This window comes from Cellulomonas sp. P22 (assembly GCF_044392165.1).
This window is the reverse complement of record NZ_JBISBW010000011.1, coordinates 1-26,456: the sequence shown is the minus strand read 5'-3', so window position 1 is coordinate 26,456 and position 26,456 is coordinate 1. Positions and strand designations below refer to the sequence as shown.

Annotated in this window: 19 protein-coding genes; 10 read left to right on the top strand and 9 right to left on the bottom strand. The window is 73.6% G+C overall.

Going from position 1 to position 26,456, the window contains the following annotated elements; genetic code table 11:
• The first annotated feature begins 125 nt into the window (after window positions 1-125).
• The 4 genes from ACGIF2_RS12675 (at window position 126) to ACGIF2_RS12660 (ending at window position 4,599) form a co-directional block, all read left to right on the top strand.
• Window positions 126-692 (top strand): DJ-1/PfpI family protein, encoded by a 567-nt coding sequence (locus ACGIF2_RS12675; RefSeq protein WP_396047138.1) that lies wholly within the window; start codon window positions 126-128, stop codon window positions 690-692.
• Between the two features lie 62 nt (window positions 693-754).
• Complete coding sequence (locus ACGIF2_RS12670; RefSeq protein WP_396047136.1) at window positions 755-1,879, top strand: GuaB3 family IMP dehydrogenase-related protein; 1,125 nt, start codon at window positions 755-757, stop codon at window positions 1,877-1,879.
• Between the two features lie 153 nt (window positions 1,880-2,032).
• Window positions 2,033-3,661: a succinic semialdehyde dehydrogenase gene (locus ACGIF2_RS12665; protein WP_396047134.1), complete on the top strand. Its 1,629-nt coding sequence runs from the start codon at window positions 2,033-2,035 to the stop codon at window positions 3,659-3,661.
• Window positions 3,658-4,599, top strand: a complete 942-nt coding sequence (locus ACGIF2_RS12660; RefSeq protein WP_396047132.1) for an alpha/beta hydrolase fold domain-containing protein — start codon at window positions 3,658-3,660, stop codon at window positions 4,597-4,599. Before ACGIF2_RS12665 ends, ACGIF2_RS12660 begins: the two co-directional genes overlap by 4 nt.
• 10 nt (window positions 4,600-4,609) lie before the next feature.
• Here the strand turns inward: ACGIF2_RS12660 and ACGIF2_RS12655 are convergent, their stop codons facing one another.
• Genes ACGIF2_RS12655 through ACGIF2_RS12640 form a run of 4 tightly spaced genes read right to left on the bottom strand, consistent with a single transcriptional unit; the run spans window position 4,610 to window position 12,194 of the window.
• The gene (locus ACGIF2_RS12655; RefSeq protein ID WP_396047130.1) at window positions 4,610-6,274 is read right to left on the bottom strand and encodes a diguanylate cyclase; all 1,665 of its coding nucleotides are present in this window, start codon (window positions 6,272-6,274) and stop codon (window positions 4,610-4,612) included.
• A gap of 52 nt (window positions 6,275-6,326) precedes the next feature.
• Complete coding sequence (locus ACGIF2_RS12650; RefSeq protein WP_396047128.1) at window positions 6,327-7,562, bottom strand: acetate kinase; 1,236 nt, start codon at window positions 7,560-7,562, stop codon at window positions 6,327-6,329.
• The gene (gene pta, locus ACGIF2_RS12645; protein WP_396047126.1) at window positions 7,559-9,643 is read right to left on the bottom strand and encodes a phosphate acetyltransferase; all 2,085 of its coding nucleotides are present in this window, start codon (window positions 9,641-9,643) and stop codon (window positions 7,559-7,561) included. Before pta ends, ACGIF2_RS12650 begins: the two co-directional genes overlap by 4 nt.
• 55 nt (window positions 9,644-9,698) lie before the next feature.
• Window positions 9,699-12,194: a phosphoketolase gene (locus tag ACGIF2_RS12640; protein WP_396047124.1), complete on the bottom strand. Its 2,496-nt coding sequence runs from the start codon at window positions 12,192-12,194 to the stop codon at window positions 9,699-9,701.
• 388 nt (window positions 12,195-12,582) lie between these two features.
• On the opposite strand from ACGIF2_RS12640, the gene ACGIF2_RS12635 reads away from it, so the two are divergent.
• Complete coding sequence (locus ACGIF2_RS12635) at window positions 12,583-13,569, top strand: SURF1 family protein (RefSeq protein WP_396047122.1); 987 nt, start codon at window positions 12,583-12,585, stop codon at window positions 13,567-13,569.
• On the opposite strand, the gene arfB is transcribed toward ACGIF2_RS12635, so the two are convergent.
• A complete protein-coding gene (gene arfB / locus ACGIF2_RS12630) occupies window positions 13,535-13,966 on the bottom strand; it encodes an alternative ribosome rescue aminoacyl-tRNA hydrolase ArfB (RefSeq protein ID WP_396047120.1) in 432 nt (143 codons plus the stop codon). The genes ACGIF2_RS12635 and arfB overlap by 35 nt on opposite strands.
• A gap of 93 nt (window positions 13,967-14,059) precedes the next feature.
• On the opposite strand from arfB, the gene ACGIF2_RS12625 reads away from it, so the two are divergent.
• Complete coding sequence (locus ACGIF2_RS12625; protein ID WP_396047118.1) at window positions 14,060-14,662, top strand: GNAT family N-acetyltransferase; 603 nt, start codon at window positions 14,060-14,062, stop codon at window positions 14,660-14,662.
• A gap of 21 nt (window positions 14,663-14,683) precedes the next feature.
• On the opposite strand, the gene ACGIF2_RS12620 is transcribed toward ACGIF2_RS12625, so the two are convergent.
• Window positions 14,684-16,417: an ABC transporter ATP-binding protein gene (locus ACGIF2_RS12620; RefSeq protein WP_396047116.1), complete on the bottom strand. Its 1,734-nt coding sequence runs from the start codon at window positions 16,415-16,417 to the stop codon at window positions 14,684-14,686.
• Window positions 16,398-18,224 (bottom strand): ABC transporter transmembrane domain-containing protein, encoded by a 1,827-nt coding sequence (locus ACGIF2_RS12615; RefSeq protein WP_396047114.1) that lies wholly within the window; start codon window positions 18,222-18,224, stop codon window positions 16,398-16,400. Before ACGIF2_RS12615 ends, ACGIF2_RS12620 begins: the two co-directional genes overlap by 20 nt.
• Window positions 18,225-18,456: 232 nt before the next feature.
• Between ACGIF2_RS12615 and phoA the strand changes: the two genes are divergently transcribed.
• The 3 genes from phoA (at window position 18,457) to guaA (ending at window position 22,093) form a co-directional block, all read left to right on the top strand.
• Complete coding sequence (gene phoA / locus ACGIF2_RS12610; RefSeq protein ID WP_396047112.1) at window positions 18,457-19,887, top strand: alkaline phosphatase; 1,431 nt, start codon at window positions 18,457-18,459, stop codon at window positions 19,885-19,887.
• 163 nt (window positions 19,888-20,050) lie between these two features.
• Entirely contained in the window at window positions 20,051-20,458 is a 408-nt protein-coding gene (locus tag ACGIF2_RS12605; RefSeq protein ID WP_396047110.1) for a DUF3817 domain-containing protein, read from the top strand.
• A 54-nt stretch (window positions 20,459-20,512) separates the two neighbouring features.
• On the top strand, window positions 20,513-22,093 hold the full coding sequence (guaA, locus tag ACGIF2_RS12600; RefSeq protein ID WP_396047108.1) for a glutamine-hydrolyzing GMP synthase: 1,581 nt from the start codon (window positions 20,513-20,515) through the stop codon (window positions 22,091-22,093).
• A gap of 42 nt (window positions 22,094-22,135) precedes the next feature.
• Here guaA and ACGIF2_RS12595 read toward each other — a convergent pair whose 3' ends face one another.
• Both ACGIF2_RS12595 and ACGIF2_RS12590 read right to left on the bottom strand, forming a co-directional pair.
• On the bottom strand, window positions 22,136-23,587 hold the full coding sequence (locus ACGIF2_RS12595) for a diguanylate cyclase (RefSeq protein ID WP_396047106.1): 1,452 nt from the start codon (window positions 23,585-23,587) through the stop codon (window positions 22,136-22,138).
• Between the two features lie 63 nt (window positions 23,588-23,650).
• Window positions 23,651-25,228, bottom strand: coding sequence for a glycoside hydrolase family 6 protein (locus ACGIF2_RS12590; RefSeq protein ID WP_396047104.1), 1,578 nt, complete (start codon window positions 25,226-25,228; stop codon window positions 23,651-23,653).
• Window positions 25,229-25,828: 600 nt separating this feature from the next.
• Between ACGIF2_RS12590 and ACGIF2_RS12585 the strand changes: the two genes are divergently transcribed.
• Window positions 25,829-26,305 carry an aromatic ring-opening dioxygenase LigA gene (locus ACGIF2_RS12585; RefSeq protein ID WP_396047102.1) on the top strand — a complete coding sequence of 159 codons (477 nt, stop codon included), beginning with the start codon at window positions 25,829-25,831 and terminating at the stop codon, window positions 26,303-26,305.
• Window positions 26,306-26,456: the final 151 nt, after the last annotated feature.

Here is a 26,456-nt window from a genome sequence, read left to right as displayed (position 1 = left end):
CTCGTGCCGCCGTCAGCATGCCACCGCTCGCCCACAGGGCCGTGACGCACGCCGTGCGCGCCGGGATGCGGGGTCGTGGGGGCGGTGTGACCGTGGAAGGGTCACCGGTCGACGAGGGGGACACCATGGGGCGTCTGACGGGGACGACTGTCGCGTTCGTGACGAGCATGTCGGGCATCGAGGACGCCGAGCTGGCGGTGCCGTGGTCGGTCGTCCGCGACGAGGGCGGGACCCCGGTGCTGGTGGCGCCCGAGCTCGGCGAGGTGGCGACGGTCGAGCACGGCTGCGACCCCGTCGCGACGTACCCGGTCGGGCGGCTGCTGCACGGCGTGGTCGCGCTCGAGTTCGACGCGCTGGTGCTCCCGGGGGGCACGGTGAACGGCGACCGGTTGCGCATCCTGCCGGCCGCGCGCGAGCTGGTCAGAGGCTTCACCGAGGCGGGCAAGCCCGTCGCCGCCATCTGCCACGCCCCGTGGGTGCTCATCGACGCGGGAGTCGCGCCGGGCAAGACGCTCACGTCGGCCCCGAGCGTGGGCACGGACCTGCGCAACGCGGGCGCGACGTGGGTCGATGCCGAGGTGTTCGTGGACCGCGCCGGCGGCTGGACCCTCGTGACGTCGCGCGGCCCCGACGACCTGCCGGCCTTCTGCACGATGCTGGTCGACGTGGTCGCCGAGGCCGCGGGGCAGTGACCCGGGTGCTCAGGGGCCGCCGGACGACGGCCCGGGCCGGTGAGCCCCGGTAACCTGGTCGCGTGAGCAACGAGATCGAGATCGGACGCGGCAAGCGCGGACGGCGCGCATACTCCTTCGACGACGTCGCGGTGGTGCCCTCGCGCCGCACCCGGGACCCCGAGGAGGTGTCCGTCGGGTGGCAGATCGACGCCTACCACTTCGACCTCCCCGTGGTCGCGGCCCCCATGGACTCGGTCATGAGCCCCCGGACGGCCGTCGCGCTGGGCCGGGCGGGCGGCCTCGGGGTGCTCGACCTCGAAGGGCTGTGGACGCGGTACGCCGACCCGGAGCCGCTGCTGGCCGAGATCGCCGAGCTCGACCCCGAGCAGGCGACCGCCCGCATGCAGGAGCTGTACGCGGCACCGATCGACCCCGCGCTCATCGCGCAGCGCCTCAAGGAGATCCGTGACGCGGGCGTGACGGTCGCGGGTGCGCTGTCGCCGCAGCGCACGCAGGAGTTCTCCAAGGTCGTCGTCGACGCCGGGGTCGACCTGTTCGTCATCCGCGGCACCACGGTCTCGGCCGAGCACGTCTCGGGCCGGGCCGAGCCGCTCAACCTCAAGCGCTTCATCTACGAGCTCGACGTCCCCGTGATCGTCGGCGGGGCCTCGACCTACACCGCGGCGCTGCACCTCATGCGCACGGGGGCCGCGGGCGTGCTCGTCGGGTTCGGCGGCGGCGCCGCGCACACCACGCGCGTCTCGCTCGGCATCCACGCGCCCATGGCGACCGCTGTCGCGGACGTCGCGGCCGCGCGTCGCGACTACCTCGACGAGTCGGGCGGCCGGTACGTGCACGTGATCGCCGACGGCGGCGTCGGGCGCTCGGGCGACCTGGTCAAGGCCATCGCGTGCGGCGCGGACGCGGTCATGCTCGGTGCGGCGCTCGCGCGGGCGACCGAGGCGCCGGGCCAGGGCTGGCACTGGGGCCCCGAGGCGCACCACCCGCAGCTGCCGCGCGGCGAGCGGGTGCACGTGGGCCAGGCGGGCTCGCTCGAGCAGGTGCTCTTCGGCCCGGGGCACACGGCTGACGGCACGCTCAACCTGGTCGGCGCGCTGCGCCGTGCGATGGCGATGACGGGCTACTCGGACCTCAAGGAGTTCCAGCGCGTCGAGGTCGTCGTCTCGCCGTACCAGCCGCACTGATCCTCGTTCCGCCGGGCGGCCCGAGCCCCCTCCTCTCCAGGAGGGCTCGGGCCGTCCGCGACGGGGCCGTGGCCGATCTCGTCGAGCGCCGGCGCCTCCGCGCGCACCACCGACCGCGCGCACCACCGACCCTGAGCGACGTAGCCTCTGGGCATGGCGCACGACCCTGACTCCGACCGGCTCATCGACCCCGAGACCGACCCGCTCGCGACCTACGTGCTCGAACCCGACGACGTGCGCACCCTGCTCGACCGTGTCGTGACGTCCCCCGGCTTCGCGACGTGGACGACGTACGCGCCGTTCACCGGCTCCCCGATCGTCGCGGTACCGCTCTCGACCCCCGAGGACGTGGCCCGAGCGACGGTCGAGGCACGCCGCGCGCAGCGCACGTGGGCCCGCACCCCGCTGCGCGACCGGGCCGCTGTGCTCCTGCGGCTGCACGACCTGGTCCTCACGCACCAGAGCGACGTGCTCGACCTGGTCCAGCTCGAGAACGGCAAGTCGCGCCAGAGCGCCTACGAGGAGCTCGCGGACGTCGCGCTCGTCGCCCGGCACTACGCGCGGCGGGCCCGGACCTACCTCGCGCCGCGTCGGGTCCGCGGGCTCGTCCCCGGCCTGACCCGGGTCGAGGTGCTGCGGCACCCGGTGGGCGTGGTCGGCATCGTGGCGCCGTGGAACTACCCGCTCACGCTCACGCTGGGCGACGCGCTGCCGGCCCTCGTCGCGGGCAACGCGGTCGTGCTGCGCCCCGACCCGCAGACCGCGCTGACGGCCTTGTGGGCGGCCGAGCAGCTCGAGGCGGCGGGGCTGCCGTCAGGGGTGCTGCAGGTCGTCGTGGGCGACGGGAGCATCGGGGCGGCAGTCGTCGACCACGTCGACCAGGTGAGCTTCACCGGCTCGACCCGCACGGGTCGCACCGTCGCGGCCCGCGCGGGCGAACGGCTCATCCCCGCGACGCTCGAGCTCGGCGGCAAGAACGCGATGTACGTCGCGGAGGACGTCGACGTCGAGGTCGCGGCCGAGGGCGCCGTGCGGGCGTGCTTCGCCAACACCGGCCAGCTGTGCGTCTCGATCGAGCGGCTCTACGTGCACGAGGACGTCGCCGACGCGTTCACCGAGGCCTTCGTGCGCCGCACCCGGGCGCTGCGGCTGGGCGCCGGGCTCGACTACGCCGCCGACATGGGCTCGCTCACGTCGACGACCCAGCTCGCGACCGTCGTCGAGCACGTCGAGGACGCCCTGAGCAACGGCGCGCGCGTGCTCACCGGCGGGGTGCACCGCACCGACATCGGCCCGCTGTTCTACGAACCGACGATCCTGGCCGGTGTGAGCGCCCGCGCCCGCGCCTACCGCGAGGAGACGTTCGGTCCCGTGGTCTCGCTCTACCGCGTCGCCTCGGACGACGAGGCCGTCGCGGCCATGAACGACAGCGAGTACGGCCTCAACGCGAGCGTGTGGACCCGCAGCTCACGACGCGGCGCCGAGATCGCGCGCCGGGTCCGGGCCGGCTCGGTCAACGTCAACGAGGGCTACACGGCCGTGTGGGGCTCGACCGGTGCACCGCAGGGCGGACGGGGGCAGTCGGGCCTCGGGCACCGGCACGGACCCGAAGGGCTGTGGCAGACGACCGAGCAGCAGACCATCGCGGTGCAGCGCGGCGTGCACGGCGTCGCGGGGCTGCCCGGCATCGGGCTGAACCGGCTGTTCGAGCTCGGGGGCGAGCGGTGGACCGGCCTGTTCACCGACGTGCTGCGCACCATGAAGACGCTGCGGCAGCCGTGACCGTCCCCGACCCCGTCTCCGCGGCAGGGCTCCCGCCCTTGCCGGCCCCGGTGCGGGGCGTGGTCGCGGGCGCTGTCAGCCGCTGCGAGGTCACCTACCGGACCGTGCCGGGGTTCCGGCCGCTCGCGCTCGACGTGCACGTGCCCGAGACCGCCGCCGAGCGCGTGGCCGCGGGTGGGGCCGCCGGTGTGCCGCTCGTGGTCTGGGTGCACGGGGGAGCCTGGCTGTCCGGCGACCGGCGCCGCACCCCGGCGGCGTGGCCCGCGGGCTGGCTCTACGACGCGCTCGTCGCGGCCGGTCTCGCTGTCGCGACCGTCGACTACCGGCTCTCGGGCGAGGCGGTCTTCCCGGCGCAGATCGACGACGTGCGTGCCGCGGTGCGGTATCTGCGGGCCCAGGCGCCCGCGCTCGGGATCGACGCCGGACGGGTCGGTGCGATGGGGGAGAGCGCGGGTGGCCACCTGGCCGCGCTCGTGGCCGGGACCGGGGCCGGGGCCGACGCCCCGCCGGCGGGTACCGCGGCCGAGGTGGGTGACGCGTTCGCCGGTCCGGTGCAGGCCGCGGCGCTGCTCTACCCACCCACCGACTTCACGCTCCCGCTCGGTGGGCACGCGATGCCTCAGGCCCACCTGCTCGACAGCCCCGAGGCCCTCCTGCTCGGCGGTGCGCTCGCGGCCCGGACAGCGCTCGCCGCGGCGGCCTCGCCCGTGACCCGGGCGCACGGCGACGCACCGCCGATGCTGCTGCAGCACGGCGCCGAGGACGCGATCGTCCCGCTCCAGCAGAGCCTGCGGCTGCGTGACGCCCTCGTCGACGCGGGCGCCACCGACGTGGTGCTCGACGTCGTGCCCGGCGCCGACCACTGCTTCGTGGGTGTCGATCCGGTGCCGCCGCTCGCCCGCGCGGTGGCCTTCCTCGCGGCGCGGCTCGGCGCCTGAGGTCGAGCGGTCAGGCGGACAGGCAGTCCACCGCGATCCGGTCACGGCCCGTGCTCTTCGCGGCGTACAGCAGCGCGTCGGCCCGCCGCAGCAGGTCCGTCGCGGGTTCCGCGGGACCGCGCACCGCAGCCCCGATGCTGATCGTCACGCGGAGCCCAGGGGCGATGAGCTCCCACGGGTGGTCGGCGACCGCTGCCCGGATGCGCTCGGCCACCTCGGCGACCGCCACGGGATCTGTCTCGGACAGCAGGATCGCGAGCTCCTCGCCGCCGAACCGGGCCACCACGTCGGTCTCCCGCACGCACGCACCCACCACCTGGGCGGCCTGCCGCAGCACCTCGTCGCCTACCAGGTGGGAGAACCCGTCGTTCACGGACTTGAAGTGGTCGAGGTCGCCCAGCAGGCACGCGACCACCGAGCCGGGCTGCTCGGTGCGGACGGCGACGAGCGCGTCGAAGCTGCGGCGGTTGGCGAGCCCCGTCAGGGAGTCGTGCGTCGCCTCGTACGCGAGCGTGCGGTTGTCGAGCTCGAGCTGGGCGGAGCGCAGCCGCTCGGCCTCGGCCTCGAGCCTCGCGCGGTCGATGTCCAGACGGGAGTTGAGCAGGCGGGCGCGGTTCGCCGCCGCCTCGTCGCGCTGGCGGAGCACCAGCGCGTGGTACTCCCGGTGCGTCGCGAGCGCCGCCCGGTGGTCGCCCTGCTGCTCCTGCGCGACGACGAGCTCGGCCAGCAGGTCGAGCCGCTCGAAGGGCCGATCGTCACCGGCGGCCAGGGCAAGGCCGGCCTCGAGCTCGGCGACGGCCAGATCGTGCTCGCCGCGCATGCGACGCCACCGCCCACGCAGCACCGCGACGCCCAGCCGGAGCGGGTCACCGGGGGAGAGGTCGCCGGCGGCGATCTGCGCGTCGACCGCGGAGAACACCTCGGCGGCGCGTGCGGCCCGTCCGCAGGCGAGGAGCGCACGGACCTCGGTGAGGCGCGCGTCGATCAGCACCCGACCCACGTCCTGCAGGGTGAGCAGGCGGCGGACCCCGTCGTCGGCGTACCGGGCCGCTTCGTCGGCCAGTGCCTGCGCGGCGACCGGGTCGCTCGCCGCGAGCTGCTCGCTGCGCGCCACACCGACGGCGGCCAGGTTCGTCAGCGCCGTGCACCGACCCATGTCGTCTCCGACGCCGTCGAACAGGTCGTGCGCCTCGATCAGCAGGTCGTGCGCCCGGTCCCAGAAGTCGCCCATCGACAGGAAGGTGGCGCCGAGGTTGTTGAGGGTCATCGCGAGACCGCGCTGGTCGTCCAGGCCTCGCCGGATCTCGAGCGCCTGCTCCTGCAGGTCGATCGACGTGGCGTTGTCGCCGAACGCGCTGTGCACCGACGCGAGACCGCTCTTGATGCGTGCCTGCCAGGCCGGGTCGCCGAGCTCGACGGCGAGATCGAGCGCAGCCCCCATGAGGTCCAACGCCGCGGAGTCGTCCACCAAGAGGTGGTGGGCGACCCCCACGAAGTAGGTGACCTGCACCTCGACGTCCCGGTCACCGCGGGCCCTGGCCGCAGCGATCTGGCTCTCGTGCTCGGCGACGCACGCGGCGGGGTCCGACTGGGCCAGCAGTGCGAAGCGCTCCAACGAGAAGACGTCGCCGCTCACCGGTGGGGTGGGCGACGACGTCTCGTCGTGGTGGTTCATACCCTGCCCATCGACCGCCGGCGGGCTGTCGTGATGGGACGAGCGGGTGAGGTCAGACCTCGGTCGCCTCGATCGTCGCGACCGTCTGGCGGGCGATCGCGAGCTCCTCGGCCGTGGGCACGACCAGGACGAGGACCTTCGCGCCGTCGGGCGAGATGACGGTCGCCGCGGACTTGCGGCCGTCGTTGCGCTCGAGGTCGACCTCGATGCCCAGATCGGCGAGCCCCGTCAGGACCTTGGCGCGGACGATGTCGTCGTTCTCGCCGACACCGGCCGTGAAGGCGATGACGTCCACGCGGCCGAGCACAGCCTGGTAGGCGCCGATGTACTTGCGCAGCCGGTGGATGTAGACGTCGAGCGCGAGCGCGGCGTCCTTGTCGCCCGCGGCGATCAGGTCGTGCAGCGCGCGGAAGTCGTTCTCGCCGGACATGCCCTTGAGGCCCGACTCCCGGTTCAGCAGGTTGTCGATGTCGTCGATCGACATCCCCGCGTTGCGGTGCAGGTGGAAGATGACGCCCGGGTCGATGTCGCCCGAGCGGGTGCCCATGACGAGCCCCTCGAGCGGGGTCAGGCCCATCGACGTCTCGACCGCGACGCCACCCTTGATCGCCGAGGCGGACGCCCCGTTGCCGAGGTGCAGCACGATCTGGTTGAGCTCCTCGATCGGACGCCCGACCAGGCGCGCGACCTCGGCCGCGACGTACTGGTGCGAGGTGCCGTGCGCGCCGTAGCGGCGGATGCTGTACTTCGCGGCCACGTCGAGCGGGATCGCGTACGTCGCAGCGGCGTCGGGCAGCGTGCGGAAGAACGCCGAGTCGAACACGGCGACCTGCGGGACGTCGGGGAACAGCTCACGGGCGACCTGGATGCCGCGGGCGTTCGCCGGGTTGTGCAGCGGTGCCAGCGGCGACAGCGCCTCGATGGCCTCGACGACGGCGTCGTCGATCAGGGCCGGACCGTCGAAGACGTCCCCGCCCTGCACCACGCGGTGGCCCACCGCGACGACGTCGGCCTCGGCGAGGTCCGGGCCGTGCTCGGCGAACAGCTCCATGACCCGGCGCAGCGCCTGACCGTGGTCCGCGATGGGCTCGGTGAGCTTGGTCGACGTGCCCGCGTGCTTGTGCGAGAGCAGCGCGTCCTGCGAGCCGATCCGCTCGACGATGCCCGAGGCGAGCGCCTCACCGCCCACGGGGTCGACGAGCTGGTACTTGACCGACGACGAGCCCGAGTTGATGACGAGCACGCTGCCGTGCGCGGCAGCGGGGGTGGTGTCGTGGGACGGGTTCACGAAAGGTCCTCCGGGGCGGTGGTGTCCAGGGCCTGCGCCTGGATCGCTGTGATCGCGACGGTGTTGACGATGTCCTGCACCAGGGCACCGCGCGAGAGGTCGTTGACGGGCTTGCGCAGACCCTGGAGCACAGGGCCGACGGCGACGGCACCGGCCGAGCGCTGCACGGCCTTGTACGTGTTGTTGCCGGTGTTGAGGTCGGGGAACACGAAGACCGTGGCGCGGCCGGCGACGGCCGAGTCGGGCATCTTCGTGCGGGCCACCGAGGCGTCGACCGCGGCGTCGTACTGGATCGGGCCCTCGACCGACAGGTCGGGCCGGCGCTCGCGCACCAGCTCGGTCGCCGCGCGGACCTTGTCCACGTCGGCCCCCGAGCCCGACTCGCCTGTCGAGTACGACAGCATCGCGATGCGCGGCTCGACGCCGAACTGGGCGGCCGTCGCGGCCGACGAGATCGCGATGTCGGCGAGCTGCTCGGCCGTGGGGTCGGGGTTGACGGCGCAGTCGCCGTAGACGAGCACCCGGTCCTCGAGGCACATGAGGAACACGCTCGAGACGATGGAGACGCCCGGGGCGGTCTTGATGATCTCGAACGACGGCTTGATGGTGTGCGCGGTCGTGTGCAGCGCACCCGAGACCATGCCGTCGGCCAGGCCGAGCTCGACCATCATCGTGCCGAAGTACGACACCGACGAGACGATCTCGCGGGCCCGCTCGACCGTCATGCCCTTGTGGGCACGCAGCTTCGTGTACTCCTCGGCGAAGCGCTCGAACAGCTCGCCCGAGCGCGGGTCCACGACGTGCGCCTCGGTGATGTCCAGGCCGAGCTCGGTCGCGCGGGCCCGGATCGCGGCCTCGTCGCCGAGCAGCGTGATCTCCGCGACGCCCCGCTTGAGCAGCGTCGACGTGGCCCGCAGGATGCGGTCGTCGTTGCCCTCGGGAAGCACGATGTGCTTGCGGTTCGCGCGTGCCCGGTCGAGCAGCTCGTACTCGAACATGAGCGGGGTGACGACCTCGCGGCGCGGGACGTCGAGCGCCGCGACGATGGCCTCGCCGTCGACGTGACCCTCGAACAGCGCGAGAGCCGAGTCGACCTTGCGCTGCGAGTCGGCCGAGACCCGGCCACGGGTGCGGCCCGCGGCGCTCGCGCTGCGGAACGTCCCGGCGTCGGTGCGGATGATGGGCAGCCGCGAGCCGAGGCCCTCGACGAGCCGGGCGACCGTCGGCGGCGGGAAGAAGCCGCCGTTGAGGATGATGCCCGCGAGCGACGGGAAGCCCTCGGCCGCGTGCGCCATGAGCAGGCCCAGCAGGATGTCCGAGCGGTCGCCCGGGGTGATGACGACGACGCCGTCCTGCAGCCGGTCGAGCAGGTGCTCGATCGACATGGCGCCGACGAGCACGTCGACGACCTCGCGGGAGAGCAGCTCCTCGTCGCCGACCGAGAGCTCGCCGCCCACGGCCTCCATGAGCTGGCGGACCGTGGGCGCCGTCAGGAACGGCTCCTCGGGCAGCGCCCACGCCGGGACGCTCTTGCTGACGGCCGTCCGGACCTCGTCGAGCTGGTCGGGTGCGCAGCGGTTGGCGACCACGGCCATGACGTGCGCGTGGTTGGCCTCGAGCTCGCCGATCGCGACGTCCGTGACCTGCCGCACGTCGTCCGGCGTCCGGCCGTTGCCGCTCACCACGAGCAGCACCGGTGCGCCGAGGTTCGCGGCGATCCGGGCGTTGTACGACAGCTCGGTGGGGCCGGCGACGTCCGTGTAGTCGGTGCCGACGATCACCACGACGTCGCACTGCCGCTCGACCGCGTGGTAGCGCTGCACGATCTCGGCCAGCGCCGCCTCGGGGTCCGCGTGGACCTGCTCGTACGTCACCCCGAGGCAGTCCGCATAGGTGAGGTCGACACCGTCGTGGGCGAGCAGCAGCTCGAGCACGTAGTCGGGCGTCGCCGTCGAGCGGGCGATCGGGCGGAACACCCCGACCCGCTGGACGCTGCGGGTCAGGAGGTCGACCAGACCGAGGGCGACTGTCGACTTGCCGGTGTCGCCCTCGGCTGACGTGACGTAGATGCTGCGAGACACGGGTGGTGCTTCTTCCTGTGCGGTGAGCGTGCTGCGGGTCGTGCTGGTGGTGCGGCTACTCGTTGTCGCCACCCGTCACAGCGGTCGCGTCGTAGGACGGGCCGCCTGCGGCTGTCGCGGTGTCGCCCACGTCGGGCCATACCCAGTCACGGATCTCAGGCATGTCCTCGCCGTGCTCCCGGGTGTATTCGCGGGCTGCCAGGCGGGCGTCCAGCATACGCTGGCGCAGGCCGGCGGCCTTCGACCCGAGGCTCGGCACCCGGTCGATGACGTCGATGACCAGGTGGAAACGGTCGAGGTCGTTGAGCATCACCATGTCGAAGGGCGTGGTCGTCGTGCCCTCCTCCTTGTACCCGCGCACGTGGATGTTCGCGTGCCCCGCGCGACGGTACGTCAGGCGGTGGATGAGCCACGGGTAGCCGTGGTACGCGAAAACAACGGGCTTGTCGCGCGTGAACAGCGTGTCGAAGTCGCGGTCGGACAGACCGTGCGGGTGCTCGGCCTCGTCCTGCAGACGCATGAGGTCCACGACGTTGATGACGCGCACCTTCAGGTGAGGAATCTCACGGCGCAGGATGTCCGCCGCAGCGAGGGCCTCGAGCGTCGGCACGTCGCCAGCGCAGCCCAGCACGACGTCCGGGTCCTCGCCGGGCACCTCGGTGCCGGCCCACTCCCAGATGCCCAGCCCGCGCGTGCAGTGCGCGACGGCCTGCTCCATCGTCAGGAAGTTCGGCGCGGGCTGCTTGCCGGCCACCACCACGTTCACGTAGTCGCGGCTGCGCAGGCAGTGGTCGTACGTGCTCAGCAGGGTGTTCGCGTCCGGCGGCAGGTACACCCGGACGATCTCGGCCTTCTTGTTGATCACGTGGTCGATGAAGCCCGGGTCCTGGTGGCTGAAGCCGTTGTGGTCCTGACGCCACACGTGGCTCGAGAGCAGGTAGTTGAGCGACGCGATCGGCTGGCGCCACGGGATCTCGCGCGTGACCTTGAGCCACTTGGCGTGCTGGTTGAACATCGAGTCGACGATGTGGATGAACGCCTCGTAGCAGTTGAACAGCCCGTGCCGGCCCGTGAGCAGGTACCCCTCGAGCCATCCCTGGCACTGGTGCTCCGAGAGCATCTCCATGACGCGGCCCATGCGCGCCATGTGCTCGTCGACCTGCGGGTCGAGGAACTCCGCGTCCCACTGCTTGTCGGTGACGTCGAACACAGCCTGCAGGCGGTTCGACGCCGTCTCGTCCGGCCCGAAGATGCGGAAGTTGTTCGGGTTGTTGCGGATCACGTCGGTCAGCCACTCACCGAGCACCCGGGGGGCCTCGGTGACCGAGCCGCCCGGCACGGGCACGTCGACGCCGTAGTCACGGAAGTCGGGCAGGCGCAGGTCCTGGAGCAGCAGGCCGCCGTTCGCGTGCGGGTTGGCGCTCATCCGCAGCGGCCCCTCGGGCGCCAGCGCGGTGATGTCGGCGTTGACCTTGCCGTCCGCGTCGAAGAGCTCCTCGGGGCGGTAGCTGCGCATCCAGTCCTCGAGCGTGCGCAGGTGCTCCACGGTGTCGCGCGCGTTCGCGAGCGGGACCTGGTGCGAGCGCCACGAGTTCTCGACCTGCTTGCCGTCGATGACCTTGGGGCAGGTCCACCCCTTCGGGGTGCGGAAGATGATCATGGGCCAGCGCGGCCGGCTGTCGTCGCCCGTGGCCGCGCGGGCCTTGATCTCGGCGATCTCGTCCATCACCGTGTCGAGCACCTCGGCGAAGCGCGCGTGGTACGACTCCGGGCTCTCGTCGTCGAAGCCGGCGACGAACATGTGCGGCTTGTGCCCGTAGCCGCGCATGAGGTCGAGCAGCTCGTCCTCGGGGATGCGGGCGAGCACGGTCGGGTTGGCGATCTTGTACCCGTTGAGGTGCAGGATCGGCAGCACGACCCCGTCCTGGATCGGGTTGACGAACTTGTTCGAGTGCCAGCTCGTCGCGAGCGGGCCCGTCTCGGCCTCGCCGTCGCCGATGACCGCGGCGACCAGCAGGTCGGGGTTGTCGAACGCCGCGCCGTACGCGTGGGACAGCGAGTAGCCGAGCTCGCCGCCCTCGTGGATCGATCCCGGCGTCTCCGGCGCGACGTGGCTGGGGATGCCGCCCGGGAAGGAGAACTGCCGGAAGAGCCGGCGCAGGCCCTCGGTGTCGTGCGTGATGTCGTGGTAGTACTCGGAGTACGTGCCGTCGAGGTACGCGTTCGCGACCAGACCCGGGCCGCCGTGCCCGGGGCCCGTGATGTACAGCGTGGACTGGCTGCGCTCCTGGATGACGCGGTTGAGGTGCGCGTACAGGAAGTTCAGGCCCGGGGTCGTGCCCCAGTGACCCAGCAGGCGCGGCTTGACGTCCTCGACCGTGAGGGGCTCGCGCAGCAGCGGGTCGGCCAGCAGGTAGATCTGCCCGACGGAGAGGTAGTTCGCGGCCCGCCACCACCGATGGACACGGTCGAGGGTCTCGCTCGAGAGCGGTGTTCCGCTGCCCGTCGGCCACGTGGTCGTGGTGGTGGTGTGCGACGCCGTCGTGCTCATGTGTCCTTGTCCTCCCTCGTGGCCGCGGTGCGGCTGCACCACAGGCCGCCCTCAGCCTGACGCGGATCACGACTGCCGGGTGGGACGTCTGACCCAGACGGAGCCCTCGGTGACCTTCGCGGTCCACCTGCCATACAACCCCATCCCCGGGGTCCTCGCACGGGCCGCAGACCCGCGCGACCCCCATGATCCCGCTGGTGGCGGGCTTGTGGACGGTGGATCCGCGGCAGCCGGGCAGCTCCGTCACGCCCCGTGGGCGCCGGCGACGTCGGCGCCCGGTGTACCGCACGTCACAGCCGGTCGGGTGACGAACGTCCCCGCAGGTCGGGGCCCCGGCGCACGACATCTGCGGCTGGGCTCCGTCCCGGGCCCCGGGTTACCGTGGGGCGTGCCCGCGACCCCGCCCCGTGCTGCGCTCGGCGGTGCACCCGCGACCGACCGCCGGGGGCCGACGACGTTGCTCCGCGCCGCGACCCGTCCCCGCATGATCGGCCTGCTCGTGGTGCTGCTCCTGGCCGCCGCGGTGTGCGGGCGCCTCGGGGCCTGGCAGCTCGACAGGGCCGAGATCCGGGGTGCGTCGGCCGCCGCCCGCGAGCTCGCCGCGCAGCAGGCCCGGCCGCCCCAGGACCTGGGCGACGTGCTGGCCCCGCAGACGGCCTTCACCGGCGGGCTCGTGGGGCGCCAGGTCGTGGCGCGCGGCACCTACGAGCCCGACGGCCAGCTCCTGGTCGTGCAGCGCGTCCTCGACGACCGCACCGGCTACCTGGTGCTCACGCCCCTGCGCGTGAGCGACGCCACCCCCTCGTCGGGAGGCGCCGACCCGACCGGCGACGCCCCGGTGCTCCCGGTGGTGCGCGGCTGGGTCGAGACCCCCGAGGACGCCGCCCAGCTCGCGGTCCCGACCGGTGAGGTCACCGTCACCGGGTACCTGCAGGCATCCGAGGGCTCGGGCGTCGGCGCCCTCCCCGCGGGCCAGGTCGACGCGATCAGCTCGGCCGAGCTGCTCGGGCGGTGGGACGGCCCGATCTGGACCGCCTACGTGGTGCTCTCGGACGTCGAGCCCGCCGACCCCGCGTACGCGGCCGGGCTCGAGCTCGTGCCCGCCCCCACCCGCAGCGGGTCGGGTCTCAACATCCAGAACCTCGCCTACGCCGCGCAGTGGTGGATCTTCGGCGGCTTCGCGCTGTTCGTGTGGATCCGGCTGGTGCGCGACGAGGCGGCGGGCGACCCCGACGACGACCCCGACGACGACACCGACGGCCCCGACGATCCGGACGCCCTGCCCGGTGGGCCGGACGCCGTGACCACGGACGCCGTGACCTCGAACGCGTCGCCGGACGTCACGACGCCGGTGGACGCCTCCGCATCTCCTTGACGGCCCGGCGCCGACGTTCGCCCTGCGCGCGGCGCTCACGCGAGGACCTGCTCGCCCTGGTCGCCCTGCGGGGCGGGGCCGGCGGAGCGAGAGCCTCGTCGAGCAGCGCCCGGACCCGGGCGAGCGCGGCCTCGCGGTTGCGCAGCTGCGAACGGTGCTCCGACGCGGTCACGGTGAGCACCTCGTCGTCGCCGAGCCGACCCGCGAGCCGGACCCGGACACGCTCGAGCTGCACGGGGCTCGACCACGCGACGTCCGTGAGCCGCACCGACAGCTCGACGCGCGAGTCGGCGGTGTTGACCGACTGACCCCCGGGGCCGCTCGAGCGTGAGAACCGCCACGCGAGCGCGTCGGGGGAGATCATCGCGCCGCCGCGCAGGGTGATGAAGCCGAACATCTGTCCAGGATCGGCTACCGCGGGGCGTCTGTCACGGGCATACTCGCACCCGTCGGGTGTGCACCCCGTCCTCACACCGTCGAAGGAGACCCTGTGTTCGTCAGGCCCTACGAGCCCTTCGACCGGCAGGACGTCTACGACATCTGCGTGCGGACGGGTGACGGCGGCGGGGACGCCCGCGGGCTGTACAGCGACGACGAGCTGCTCCCCGACGTGTACGCGGGCTCCTACCTGCACCTCGAACCCGAGCTGGCGTTCGTCCTCGACGACGGCGACCGGGCCGTGGGCTACGTGCTCGGCACCGCCGACACGCGGGCGTGGGCGGCGGCCTGCCGCCGGCACTGGCTTCCGCTGGTCTCGCCGCGCTACCGCCTCGTCGAACCCCCGGTGACCGCCGAGGACCACCTCGTCGACACGCTGCACCACCCCGAGCGCAACGTGCTCGACGAGCTCGACGAGTACCCCGCGCACCTGCACATCGACCTGCTGCCGGGGCATCAGGGCGCGGGCCACGGTCGCGAGCTCATGCGCACGTTCCTCGCGGCGCTCGCGGAGCGGGACGTGCCGGGCGTGCACCTCGGGGTGGCGGCGAGGAACACCGGCGCGCTGCGCTTCTACGAGCGGCTCGGGTTCCACCGGATCACGGGTGACGAGCACGGGACGACCCTGGGCCGGCGCACCGACGTCCCCGTCTGACGCGCACCGGCGTCGACGGGGTCAGTCGCTCTGCCAGGACCGCCAGAGCGCCGCGTAGTCGCCCCCCGCGGCGACGAGCTCGTCGTGCGAGCCGATCTCGGTGATGTTCCCGGCGTCGACCACCGCGACGCGGTCCGCGTCGTGCGCTGTGTGCAGCCGGTGCGCGATGGCCACGACCGTGCGCCCCTCGAGGACCGCGGAGAGCGAGCGCTCGAGGTGCCGGGCGGCCCGCGGGTCGAGCAGCGAGGTCGCCTCGTCGAGCACGAGGGTGTGCGGGTCGAGCAGCACGAGCCGCGCCAGGGCCACCTGCTGCGCCTGCGCGGGGGTGAGCGCGACCCCGCCGGACCCGACCTCGGTCTCGAGACCGTCGGGCAGGGCCTCGACCCAGTCCCAGGCGTCGACCCCGCGCAGCGCACGCTCGAGGGCCGCGTCGTCGGCGTCCTCCTGGGCCAGGCGCAGGTTCTGCGCGAGCGTGCCCACGAACACGTGGTGCTCCTGGGTCACGAGCGCGACGTGGCCGCGCAGGTCGTCGAGCGGCAGCTCCACGAGCGGCACGGCGCCGACGGTCACGCTGCCGCCCGTGGGCGGGTGGACGCCCGCGAGCATGCGCCCCAGGGTCGACTTGCCGGCGCCCGACGGCCCGACGACAGCGAGCCGTTCGCCGACCCGCAGGTCGAGGTCGATCCCGTGCAGCACGTCGTGCCCCTTGCGGTACGCGTAGCGCACGTCGCGCGCGACGACGTGCTCGTCGGCCGGCTGGTCCGTGCCGGCCTGCCGGTCCGGGGCCACGGCCGCGACGCCGACGATCCGGGCGAGCGACGTCGCGCCCACCTGGATCTCGTCCATCCAGAAGATCAGCTCGCCGATCGGGTTGATGACCTGGACCGCGTAGAGCGCGATCGTGGTCACCGCACCGAGGCTCGCGTGCCCGGTCGAGACGAGGTAGGCGCCCCACACCAGCACGGCGAGGACGGGGATCAGGAACGCGGTGTCGACGCCGGGGAAGAGCACCGAGCGCAGGAACAGGGTGCGCTTCTCGGCCTCGAACGCGACGCCGATGTCCCGATCGAGGCGCGCGCGTCGCCGGGTGCCGAGGCCGAGCGCGTCGACCGTCCGGGCCCCTTCGACCGACTCGGTGATGGTGCCGTTGATGGTCGCGTAGGCCGCACCCTCGGCCAGGTAGGCCGACGTGGCGCGCGCGAGGTACCAGCGGGTGACGACGAGCAGCAGCGGCACGCCCGCGAACAGGGCGAGCGCGACGACCGCGTTGGTCGCGAGCGCCGCGATCACAGTGAGCACGATCGTCACGGTGGTCACCAGCACCCGGGGGACCCCGAAGCGCACCGTGTACTGCACGCGGTCGATGTCGGTCGTGGTGCGCGCCACCAGGTCGCCCGTGCCGGCGCGCTCGACGGTCGACAGCGGCAGACGCGTGACGGTGGTGAGGAACTCCTCACGCAGGTCGGCGAACACCGTCTCGCCGAGCACCATCGCGGCGCGCTGGGCGTAGCGCACCAGCCCGGTCTGGGCGAGCACGGCGACGACGAGGATCCCGACGGTGCGGTCGACGTAGGCAGCTGTGGTGCCCTGGACCACGGCGTCGACGAGCCGGCCGAGCAGCCACGGCCCGGCCAGGCCCGCGGTCGCCGCGAGCGTGTGCAGTGCGACCACGCCCGCGAGCGCGCCGCGGTGGCGGCGCAGGAGCACCCCGGTGTGGCGGCGCAGCGCGGGTCCGTCAGCGATGGGCAGCTTCACGGCGGTCCTCCTTCGTGGTCTCGGCGAGCGTGGTGGGGGCGAGCGTGGTGGGGGCGAGCGGGGTGGGGTCGAGGTCGGAGGTGCGCGAGACGACCGCCCGGTAGGCCCGTGCCGCGTCGTCGTCCGCGTCCATGAGGTCGCGGTGGCGTCCGCGCGCACGCACCTGGCCGTCGACGACGAGCGCGACGTCGTCGGCCACGTCGAGCACGAGCGGGCTCGCGGTGACGAGCACGGTGGTGCGTCCGGCGCGGGCGGCGGCGAGGCGCTGGGCGATCCGGGCCTCGCTGTGCGCGTCGACCGCCGACGTGGGCTCGACGAGCACGAGCACCTCGGCGTCGGTGAGCAGGGCGCGGGCCAGGGCGACGCGCTGGCGCTGGCCGCCCGACAGCGAGCGGCCCTTCTCCTCGATCTCGCCCGCGAGGCCGCCGGGCACCGAGTCGAGCACGTCCGCGGCGTCGGCCGTGCGCATCGCGGCGACCAGGTCGGCCTCCTGCGCCTGGCCGCGCACGTCGAGCTCCTCGGCGAGCAGCCCGGTGAACAGCGTGGGGGTCGACTCGGCGACGACGATGCGGGCGCGCACGACGTCGAGCGGCAGCGCGTCGAGCGACGTGGCGCCCCACCGCACCGGGCCGGGCACGCCGAACCGACCGATCCGCAGCGCGATGCGCGCCGACTCGTCCGGGTCGGCGCTGACGAGCGCGAGGAGCTGTCCGGGTCGCACCACGAGGCCGCTCGTCTCGTCGACGAGCTCGTCGCCCGCGTCGGGCGCGGCACCGGCGGCCCCGGCGTCGGCCGCCGCACCGTCCTGGGCACCGACCTCGGGCACCTGGAGCACAGCGATGATCTTGCGGGCGCCGACGAGGGTGCGCGTGACCACGCGCATCGCCTCGGTCGCGGTCCACAGCGGCTGCGTGAGGTACACCGCGACGCCGTAGCACGCGACGAGCTGGCCGGGGGTGATGTCGCCCGCGAGCGCCTCGTGCGCACCGACCCACACGACCACCGCGAGGAACAGCCCGGGCAGCAGCGTCTGGAGCGCGTCGAGCAGCGACTGGGTCTGGGCGACCTCGACGCCGGCCTTGCGCACGACCTGCGACTGGGCGCGGTAGCGCCCCGCGAACACGTCCTCGCCGCCGATGCCGCGCAGGATGCGCAGCCCCGAGACGGTGTCCGCGCCGAGCGTCGTGAGGCGCCCCTGGGCCTCGCGCTGCGCGGCCTGTCGTCGCTGCAGAGGCTTGACCAGGAAGGCGAGCACGGCGACGACGGCGGGCAGGCCGAGCAGCACCAGCATCCCGAGGGTGGTCGAGGTGCGCATGAGCACGACCGCCACGACGCCGTAGGCGACCGCGCCGCCGACCACGCGCGAGGCCATCATGTAGACCTCGCCGAGCCGGTGGCTGTCGCTCGCGACGGTCGAGACGACCTCGCCCGTGGGCAGCTCGGCGCTCACCGCGTCGCCCGTGCGCGTCACGTGGTGACCCACGAGCTGCGACGCGCGGTAGGCCGAACGGAGCCAGCTCTCGACGTCGAGCCGGTGCCCCCACACGTTGGCCCCGACCTGGACCAGGCCGATCGCCGCCAGCGCGGCGCAGCCGCGCCACAGCTCGGTGCCGAGCCCGTCCTCGAGCCCGCCGTCGATGATGCTGCCGAGCACGGCGGGCATGACGGCCGCCGCGACGTTGCCGGCGATGCCGACGGCGATCGCGAGGCTCAGGAGGCCGGCCTGCCGGCGCGCGATCCACCACAGGAGGCCTGCGGGGGAGGTGAGTGGAGGCGTGCCGGGATCGGGCACGGGGAGCTGGCGCACGTCCCACACGGTACGTGCGGGTACCCACAAGCCCGAAGTGCATATTCCGGACCTGCGTGGCCGCGGCCGGGGTCGGCCCGCCCCGACCCGACGGGCAGCGGCCATCTGGCGCTCACCTGGCGGACGTCGATTCGTCACGTATGTCCGGTGTGCTTCGCGTGCGGGTCGCACGCCGCGGGCCGCCGGCCCGTCCGACCGCGCCGACCCGGCGCACCGACCCCCAGGAGTCCGCATGCCTCGAGCACTGACCCGCAGCCGACGACGCACGGCAGTCGTCGCCGCGGTGGCCCTGACGACCCTGACCGCCCTGGCCGGCCCGGCCGTCGCCGGGCAGCACGGCGGAGGTGGGTGGGGAGACGCGTTCCGGCGCCACGGCGACGCCGAGCAGTCGGTCCGCTCCCAGCTCGGCGCCACGCGCGCCAAGAACGTCATCCTGCTGATCGGCGACGGCATGGGCGACTCGGAGATCACGATCGCCCGCGACTACGAGTACGGCGCCGCGGGCGAGCTGCCCGGCATCGACGCGCTCCCGATGACGGGTCAGTACACGACGTACTCGCTGTACAAGGACGGCGCGCTGCGCGGGAAGCCCGACTACGTGCCCGACTCCGCCGCGACCGGCACCGCGTGGGCCACGGGCGTCAAGACGTACGACAACGCGATCTCGGTCGACATCGACGGCAAGCCGCAGCAGACGCTGCTCGAGGCGGCCAAGGCCGCCGGCCTCAAGACGGGCGACGTGAGCACCGCCGAGATCCAGGACGCGACGCCGGCCGTGCAGGTCGCCCACATCAGCCAGCGCAGCTGCTACGGCCCGGTGCGGACGAGCGCCACGTGCACCGCCGAGGCCCTCGAGAACGGCGGGCTCGGCTCGATCTCCGAGCAGCTGCTCACCACCCGCCCCGACGTGACCCTCGGCGGCGGCGCGGCCACGTTCGACGAGACCGCCACCGCGGGCACCTACCAGGGCAGGACGCTCTGGCAGCAGGCCACCGAGCGCGGCTACCAGGTGGTGCGGACCGCGGCCGACCTCGCGGCGGTCACGAAGGCCGACCAGAAGAGCCCGGTGCTGGGGCTGTTCACGCCCGGCAACTTCCCGACCCGCTGGAGCGCGACGCCCGCGACGGTCGGCGGCGCGTCGGCCGCCCCCGTGCGGTGCACCGAGAACCCGGAGCGGCTCGACCCGGCCCTGTCGCTGCGCGCCCTGACCGAGAAGGCCATCGCGCTGCTCGACACCAGGGGCTCGAAGGGCTTCTTCCTGCAGGTCGAGGGCGCGAGCATCGACAAGCAGGACCACGCGGCCAACGCGTGCGGGCAGATCGGCGAGACGATCGACCTCGACGAGGCCGTGCAGGCGGCGCTCGCGTTCGCGGCCAAGGACAAGAACACGCTGGTGGTCGTCACCGCCGACCACGCGCACTCGAGCCAGATCGTCGACTCGACGCCCCCCGGCCTGAGCATCGCGCTGACCACGAACGAGGGCTCCCCGCTGAAGATCTCGTACGGCACGGCGGCCGCGGGCGGCTCGCAGCAGCACACCGGATCGCAGCTGCGGATCGCGGCGTCGGGCCCGGGCTCGGCCAAGGTGCTGGGTCTGACGGACCAGACGGACCTCAACTCGACGGTGCTGTCCGCGCTCGGGCTCAAGCGCTCGCCCCGGTAGCACCGCACCGCACGCGCGCCGGGGTCGGGCCTGCACGGCCGACCCCGGCGACGGTGTGAGCCACGGGTCACCCACGAACGGGTAGCCCACCGGGATTCGTGGGGGAGAATCGGGGCGGTCGGTGGGCGGTGGGCGCCCGGCGGCGACGAGAGAGGACCTCGAGATGACCCAGGGCGACGCCACCCCGACGGCCGACGCCGGAACGGTCCCTGCCGCGGTCGACAGCCGCACGGCGGCCCGCCGCACGGCACTGAGCCGCTACCGCGCGATGGCGTGGGTCACCGGCGCCATGCTGCTCGTGCTGACGCTCGAGATCGTCCTCAAGTACGTGTTCCAGGCGAACGGGGTCGACGCCGAGGGCCACGCCAAGCCCGTGCTGGGCTCCTGGATCGCGATCGTGCACGGCTGGGTCTACGTGGTGTACCTCGCCACGGTGGTCAACCTCTGGTCGAAGATGCGCTGGTCGATGGGCCGCCTCGTGACGATGGCGCTCGCGGGCGTCGTGCCGGTCATGTCGTTCATCCTGGAGCGCCGCGTGCACGCCGACGCGCTGGCCGGCCTCACGCGCTGAGGCGCGCGCGGAGCCCCGCGCCGAGCACCCAGCGTCTCCGACTACCCTGGGCCCGTGACGCAGCCTTCCCCGCAGACCCCCCGCCCGGTCCTCGTCATCGACTTCGGCGCCCAGTACGCGCAGCTCATCGCGCGTCGGGTGCGGGAGGCGAACGTCTACTCCGAGATCGTGCCGCACACCGCGAGCGTCGAGCAGATCCTGGCGAAGGACCCGGCCGCGATCATCCTCTCGGGCGGTCCCGCCTCGGTGTACGCCGACGGCGCCCCGTCGGTCGACGCCGCCCTGTTCGAGACGGGCGTGCCCGTGATGGGCATCTGCTACGGCTTCCAGGCCATGGCGCGTGCGCTCGGCGGCGAGGTCGCCCGGACCGGTTCGCGCGAGTACGGCGGCACGGCGGTCGCTGTGTCCGACGAGGGCACGCTGCTGGCCGGCTCGCCCGAGGAGCAGTCGGTGTGGATGAGCCACGGCGACTCGGTGCACGCCGCGCCCGAGGGCTTCGAGGTCCTCGCCACGTCCGCCGGGTCGCCCGTCGCGGCGTTCGAGGACCGCGAGCGGCACCTCTACGGCATGCAGTGGCACCCCGAGGTCAAGCACTCCCCGCTGGGGCAGAAGGCGCTCGAGAACTTCCTCTACGAGGGTGCCGGGCTCAAGCCCGACTGGAACCCGGGCAACGTCATCGCCGACCAGGTCGCCGCGATCCGCGCGCAGGTCGGCGACGCCCGCGTGATCTGCGGCCTCTCGGGCGGCGTCGACTCGTCGGTCGCCGCGGCGCTCGTGCAGAAGGCCGTGGGCGACCAGCTCACGTGCGTGTTCGTGGACCACGGGCTGCTGCGCACGGGCGAGGCCGAGCAGGTCGAGCAGGACTTCGTGGCCGCCACCGGCGTCAAGCTGATGGTGGTCGACGCGCGCGAGCGCTTCCTCACCGCGCTCGCGGGCGTGAGCGACCCCGAGACCAAGCGCAAGATCATCGGACGCGAGTTCATCCGTGTGTTCGAGGATGCGGCGCGCGAGGTCGTCGCGGAGGCTGGTGCGCACGGCGAGGACGTGAAGTTCCTGGTCCAGGGCACCCTGTACCCCGACGTGGTCGAGTCGGGCGGCGGCGAGGGTGCGGCCAACATCAAGAGCCACCACAACGTGGGCGGCCTGCCCGACGACCTGCAGTTCGAGCTCGTCGAGCCGCTGCGCACGCTGTTCAAGGACGAGGTGCGGGCGGTGGGCCTCGAGCTCGGCGTGCCCGAGGGCATCGTCTGGCGCCAGCCGTTCCCCGGTCCGGGCCTCGGCATCCGCATCGTCGGCGACGTCACGGCCGAGCGGCTCGACACCCTGCGTGCGGCCGACGCGATCGCCCGCGAGGAGCTCACCAAGGCGGGCCTGGACCGCGAGATCTGGCAGTGCCCCGTGGTGCTGCTCGCCGACGTGCGCTCGGTGGGTGTGCAGGGCGACGGCCGTACCTACGGCCACCCGATCGTGCTGCGGCCCGTCTCGTCCGAGGACGCCATGACGGCCGACTGGACGCGCCTGCCCTACGACGTGCTCGCGACCATCTCGACGCGCATCACCAACGAGGTGCCCGAGGTCAACCGGGTCGTCCTCGACGTCACGAGCAAGCCGCCGGGCACCATCGAGTGGGAGTGAGGGCCGTGCGGGGGTGACCAGTGCTCGCCCCCGCACGGTTCCTCACCGCCGGGCGCCTTCCGCGCGCCGGCGCTTGTCCTCGTACATGGCGCGGTCCGCGTCGGCGATGGTCGGTACGGCCTCGGCCCGCACGCCGCTGCGCACCCACGACACCCCGACCGCCGCGGTCGCCCGCACCAGCACGCCGCCGCCCACGTCGACCGAGCCGTCGAGGGCGGCGCGCACGGCCGCGACGAGCGAGTCGCGCTGCTCGGTGGTCGCCACCGACACCACCAGCAGCTCGTCACCCCCGAGCCGGGCCACGAGCGCGGCCGGCCCGGCGGCGCGATCCACCCGGCGGGCGATCGCGCGGATCACCGTGTCGCCGGCCCGGTGACCGTGCTCGTCGTTGACGGCCTTGAGCCGGTCGACGTCCAGGAACAGCACGACGACCCCGGGTGCGGCGCCCGCCGCGACCCGCGCCAGGACGTCCGTCAGGTGGGCGATCGCGGTGCGGCGGTTCGCGAGGCCCGTGAGCTCGTCGTGCGCGGCGAGCTGGGCGAGCGCCGCCTCGACCTCCTCCTGGCGGCGGACGAGCCGCCCGATGCGGAGCACGACGAGCGGCACGATCGTCAGCGTCGAGACGGTGAGCAGGATCCAGTCCACGTCGCTGCCGCGCGCCTGCTGGAGGCCCGCGAGCACGGGGTTGGCGCCGAGCACGAGCCCGAACAGGGTGAGGCGCGTGATGCTGAGCCGGTCGGGGGCCGGGTCGCCGGTCGCGGTCAGCGCGACGCACGACGGGTGCACCGAGGCCGCGGCGACCGCCGCGTACACGATGACCCACACGAGCCCGATCCAGCTCGCCGAGCTGCCGTCGGCAGCCGAGTGCGTCTGGCTGCGGGCGACGGTCCCGACGAGCGTGAGCCCCACGGCCACCAGCAGGTACAGCAGCGCCGGCCGCGCCGGCCGGTTGTCCACCGCGGCCCGCAGGAGCATCCCGGCGATACCGCTGACCAGCAGCATCATGACGAGCGTGCGCAGGCGCTGGGCGCCGTCGACCTCGTCGCGCACGAGCGCGGGGTGCACGAGGGCCACCCACAGCACGCTTGCGGAGCCGAGCCCGAACACCGCGGCCTCGACGAGCGCGCCGCCGTCGGTCCGTGCGAACGACGCGAGGATCAGCACGGCCCCCACGAGCAGCAGCACGTAGCCCACGAGGATGCTCCAGCCCTCGAGCGGCCCCACGGCGACGCTGCGTCCGCCGAGTCCCACCTGGCGCAGCCACTCGACCGAGTTGACGCTCAGCGCCATGAGGCCCGCCGCGAGGAACCACCACGGCGCGGGCCGCGCGGGGGGCACTCGCACGACCCGGGTCAGGACGATCGTCGCGGGCAGGGCGCTCGCGAGCACCAGGACCGTGCCGCGCACCCACCCCCCGCTCACGGCGAAGAGCGCGCACAGCAGGGCACCCCCCAGGACCATGGCGAGGTGAGCGGGAAGGCGTCGTTGCTCCACGTCCACACCATCGGCCACCTGAGGGGTGCCCCTGAGAGTTCGTCCGGGTGACGACGTGTCATCTCACCCGACGGTGCAGGCCTTCCCGTCGAGCAGCCGCAGCAGGGACGTGCTGCCCGAGTCGCCCGCGCCCACGTAGCCGAACGTGAGCGTGCGGCCCGGGCTGAGCGTCGCGTTCCACGAGAGGCTCGCGGCGTCGACGACCTGGCCGGTCTGGCTCACGGCCGCGCTCCAGGCGTCGGCGACGCGGGCGCCGCCGGTCAGGGCGAAGCGCAGGTCCCACCCCTGGAGCGTCGTGGTGCCGGTGTTGGTGACCCACACCTGGGCGACGAAGCCGCCCGGCCAGGTGCCGTGCACCACCGAGCGGACCGCGCACGTCGGCCGCTCGACGGCGGGGCTGGCGAACGCGAGGAGCTCGGCGGCCTGGGTGGGGAACCACCCGCCCGCGGGCGGGTTCTGGACCCCGCGCTCCGGGTCGAGCGGGCCGCCCGTCCCGCGGAAGCACAGGCCGTCGGACTCGCCGGGGACCTTGATCCACACGTAGCCGTCGACGACCGGGTCGCCGGTGGCCAGCGTGGGGGTGTGACCGAGCCCGCGGTCGGGCGGGTTGCACCAGTCCTCCGCGTCGGTGTACTTGCCGGCGGGCGGTGTCCAGGGCCCCTGGCCGTTGCGGCTCGTGTCGATCAGCGCGTGCTTCTGGGCGGCCCGGTCCCGGGTGAGACCCGTGCTCGCGAACGCGGCGTCGTAGGCCTCGTCGGTGAGGTGCCAGGTGCTCAGGTCGTCGGGGCTCGCGGGGTAGTACTGGCTGCCGCACCACTCGGCCTGCCACCAGGTCTGGGTCGAGAGCGCGAGGCAGTCGGACAGCCAGCCCGCGTACCGCGAGACCTTCTCGGTGGTCTGGTAGTTCGACGCGTTGAGGAAGAAGCCGTCGGTGCGCTCGACGCCGGCCTTGATCAGCCGGTCGGTCGCGTCGCCGACCCCGAGCCAGCCGTTGTGCGTGCCGTCGAGGTAGACCTTCGTCCCCGGCAGCGCCGTGAGGGCGTCGACGGCGTGGTTGAGCTGGGCGAACCGTTCGGTGGCGGCGGTGGCGGGGTCGGCCTCCGCGGGTCGGCACCACTCGCTCGCACCGGTGCTGCTCGTGTACCAGGGGATGATGCCCAGCCCGTCGGGCTCGACCACCACGGAGGCCGCACGGTCGCCGATCCCGGCGGCGAACGCGTCGATCCAGGCGGTATAGGCAGCGGTGTCGGCGGCGCCACCCGCCGAGTACTGCGCGCAGTCGCGGAACGGCACGTTGTACGCCACGAGCAGCGGCACGGCGCCCTGCTCGTCGGCGCGGGTCACGTACTCGTCGACCGCGGCCTGGACCTCGGCGGGTGTGCCCGAGGTGAACCAGCGGGCGGACGGGAAGCTGCCGAGCAGCACGGCGTCGTCCCGGGCCTGGCCCGTGAGGCCCTCCGCTGCCTGGAGCGTCGAGCTCTCCCAGTCGACGTACAGCTCGGCCGGGGAGCCGGGTCCGGCGGGCGAGGTCGGGACGGCCGCGGACGCCGGACCGGCGAGCGCCGCCCCGGTCAGTGCGGCGACGAGCGCCGCGGCGGCGGCCCCGGCGACGAGCGGTCGGTACGGAGGTGCGACGGGCATGCGGATCCCCTCACGTCGGCCGCCGGGCGGGCGTCGTTGCCTCCCGTCGCGGGCGCGGGCTGGGCCGCGTGCGCGACGGGTCTGCCGGCGGGGTTGCTGCCAAGTTTGTGCGGGTATGTCGTCGTGTCAACGGCCTCCGCTGCGCCCTAAACGATTCACGTCGGTGGTTTCACTCGGTCGGCGCAGACCGCCGCCTGGGTCGTCGCCTGCGACGGTCTTCGGTGCCGACGTGCGCATCGCGCCCGACGGGATCGGCCTCGAGCGGCTCGTCCGGGAACCGGACTTCTCCGCACGATCCAGGCGGGCACCCGGGACGTCCGTCCCGGGTTCGGGTGGGACCAGGTCCTCGCCACGGTGGACGCCCGGTGTCGCCGGGCCGCCGCACTCGCTACGGTCTGGAGCGGAGAAGCGCTCTGACCTGCCGACCGACCGGCCCGTGCGCGTTGACGCCGAGTGCGTTAGTCCCGGGAACATCCGTGACTAACGTCCCGACGGCGGCCCGTGGGTGTGCAGCAGAGTTCTTCCCGTGAGATCCACCGATCTCAGCGGGGCCGGCACCGTCGGGCCCGTGCGTGGGGGTATCCGAAAGGGATCAGCATCATGTCGAGCGTCGTTGCAGTCACCGACCACTCCAAGGGGATCCGCGTCGTCGGCATCCTCTCCATCATCGCGGGCATCATCTTCGTCATCGCCGGTGGCGTCACCTGGGGTGCCGTCTCCGTCAAGCTCGCCGACGAGAAGATCACGGTCTCCGAGGACGCCGCGGCGTTCGGCGGCGCGACCGTGAACAGCCCGTGGACCGCGTTCGCGCAGGCGGACATCATCAGCCACCACGCCCTCGAGGCGACCGGTGGCAAGACCTACGCCGAGCTCGAGAAGGACGACCCGCTGCGCGCCACGGCGATGAACGGCTCGTTCCTGCGTGCCTCGCTCTTCACCTCGGTCGTGGCGTTCGGCGTCGCCGCCCTGGTCATGGGCCTCGGTGTCCTGTTCATCCTGACCGGTTGGGCGATCCACACGCTGGGCCGTCGCCCCGCGGTCGTGGTCGACGAGGTCGCCCCGCGCGCGACCGTCTGACCTGCACCAGCAGCACCACCTGCACCACCACGTCGGGGGGGGGGGGGGGGGGGGGGGGGGGGGGGGGGGGGGGGGGGGGGGGGGGGGGGGGGGGGGGGGGGGGGGGGGGGGGGGGGGGGGGGGGGGGGGGGGGGGGGGGGGGGGGGGGGGA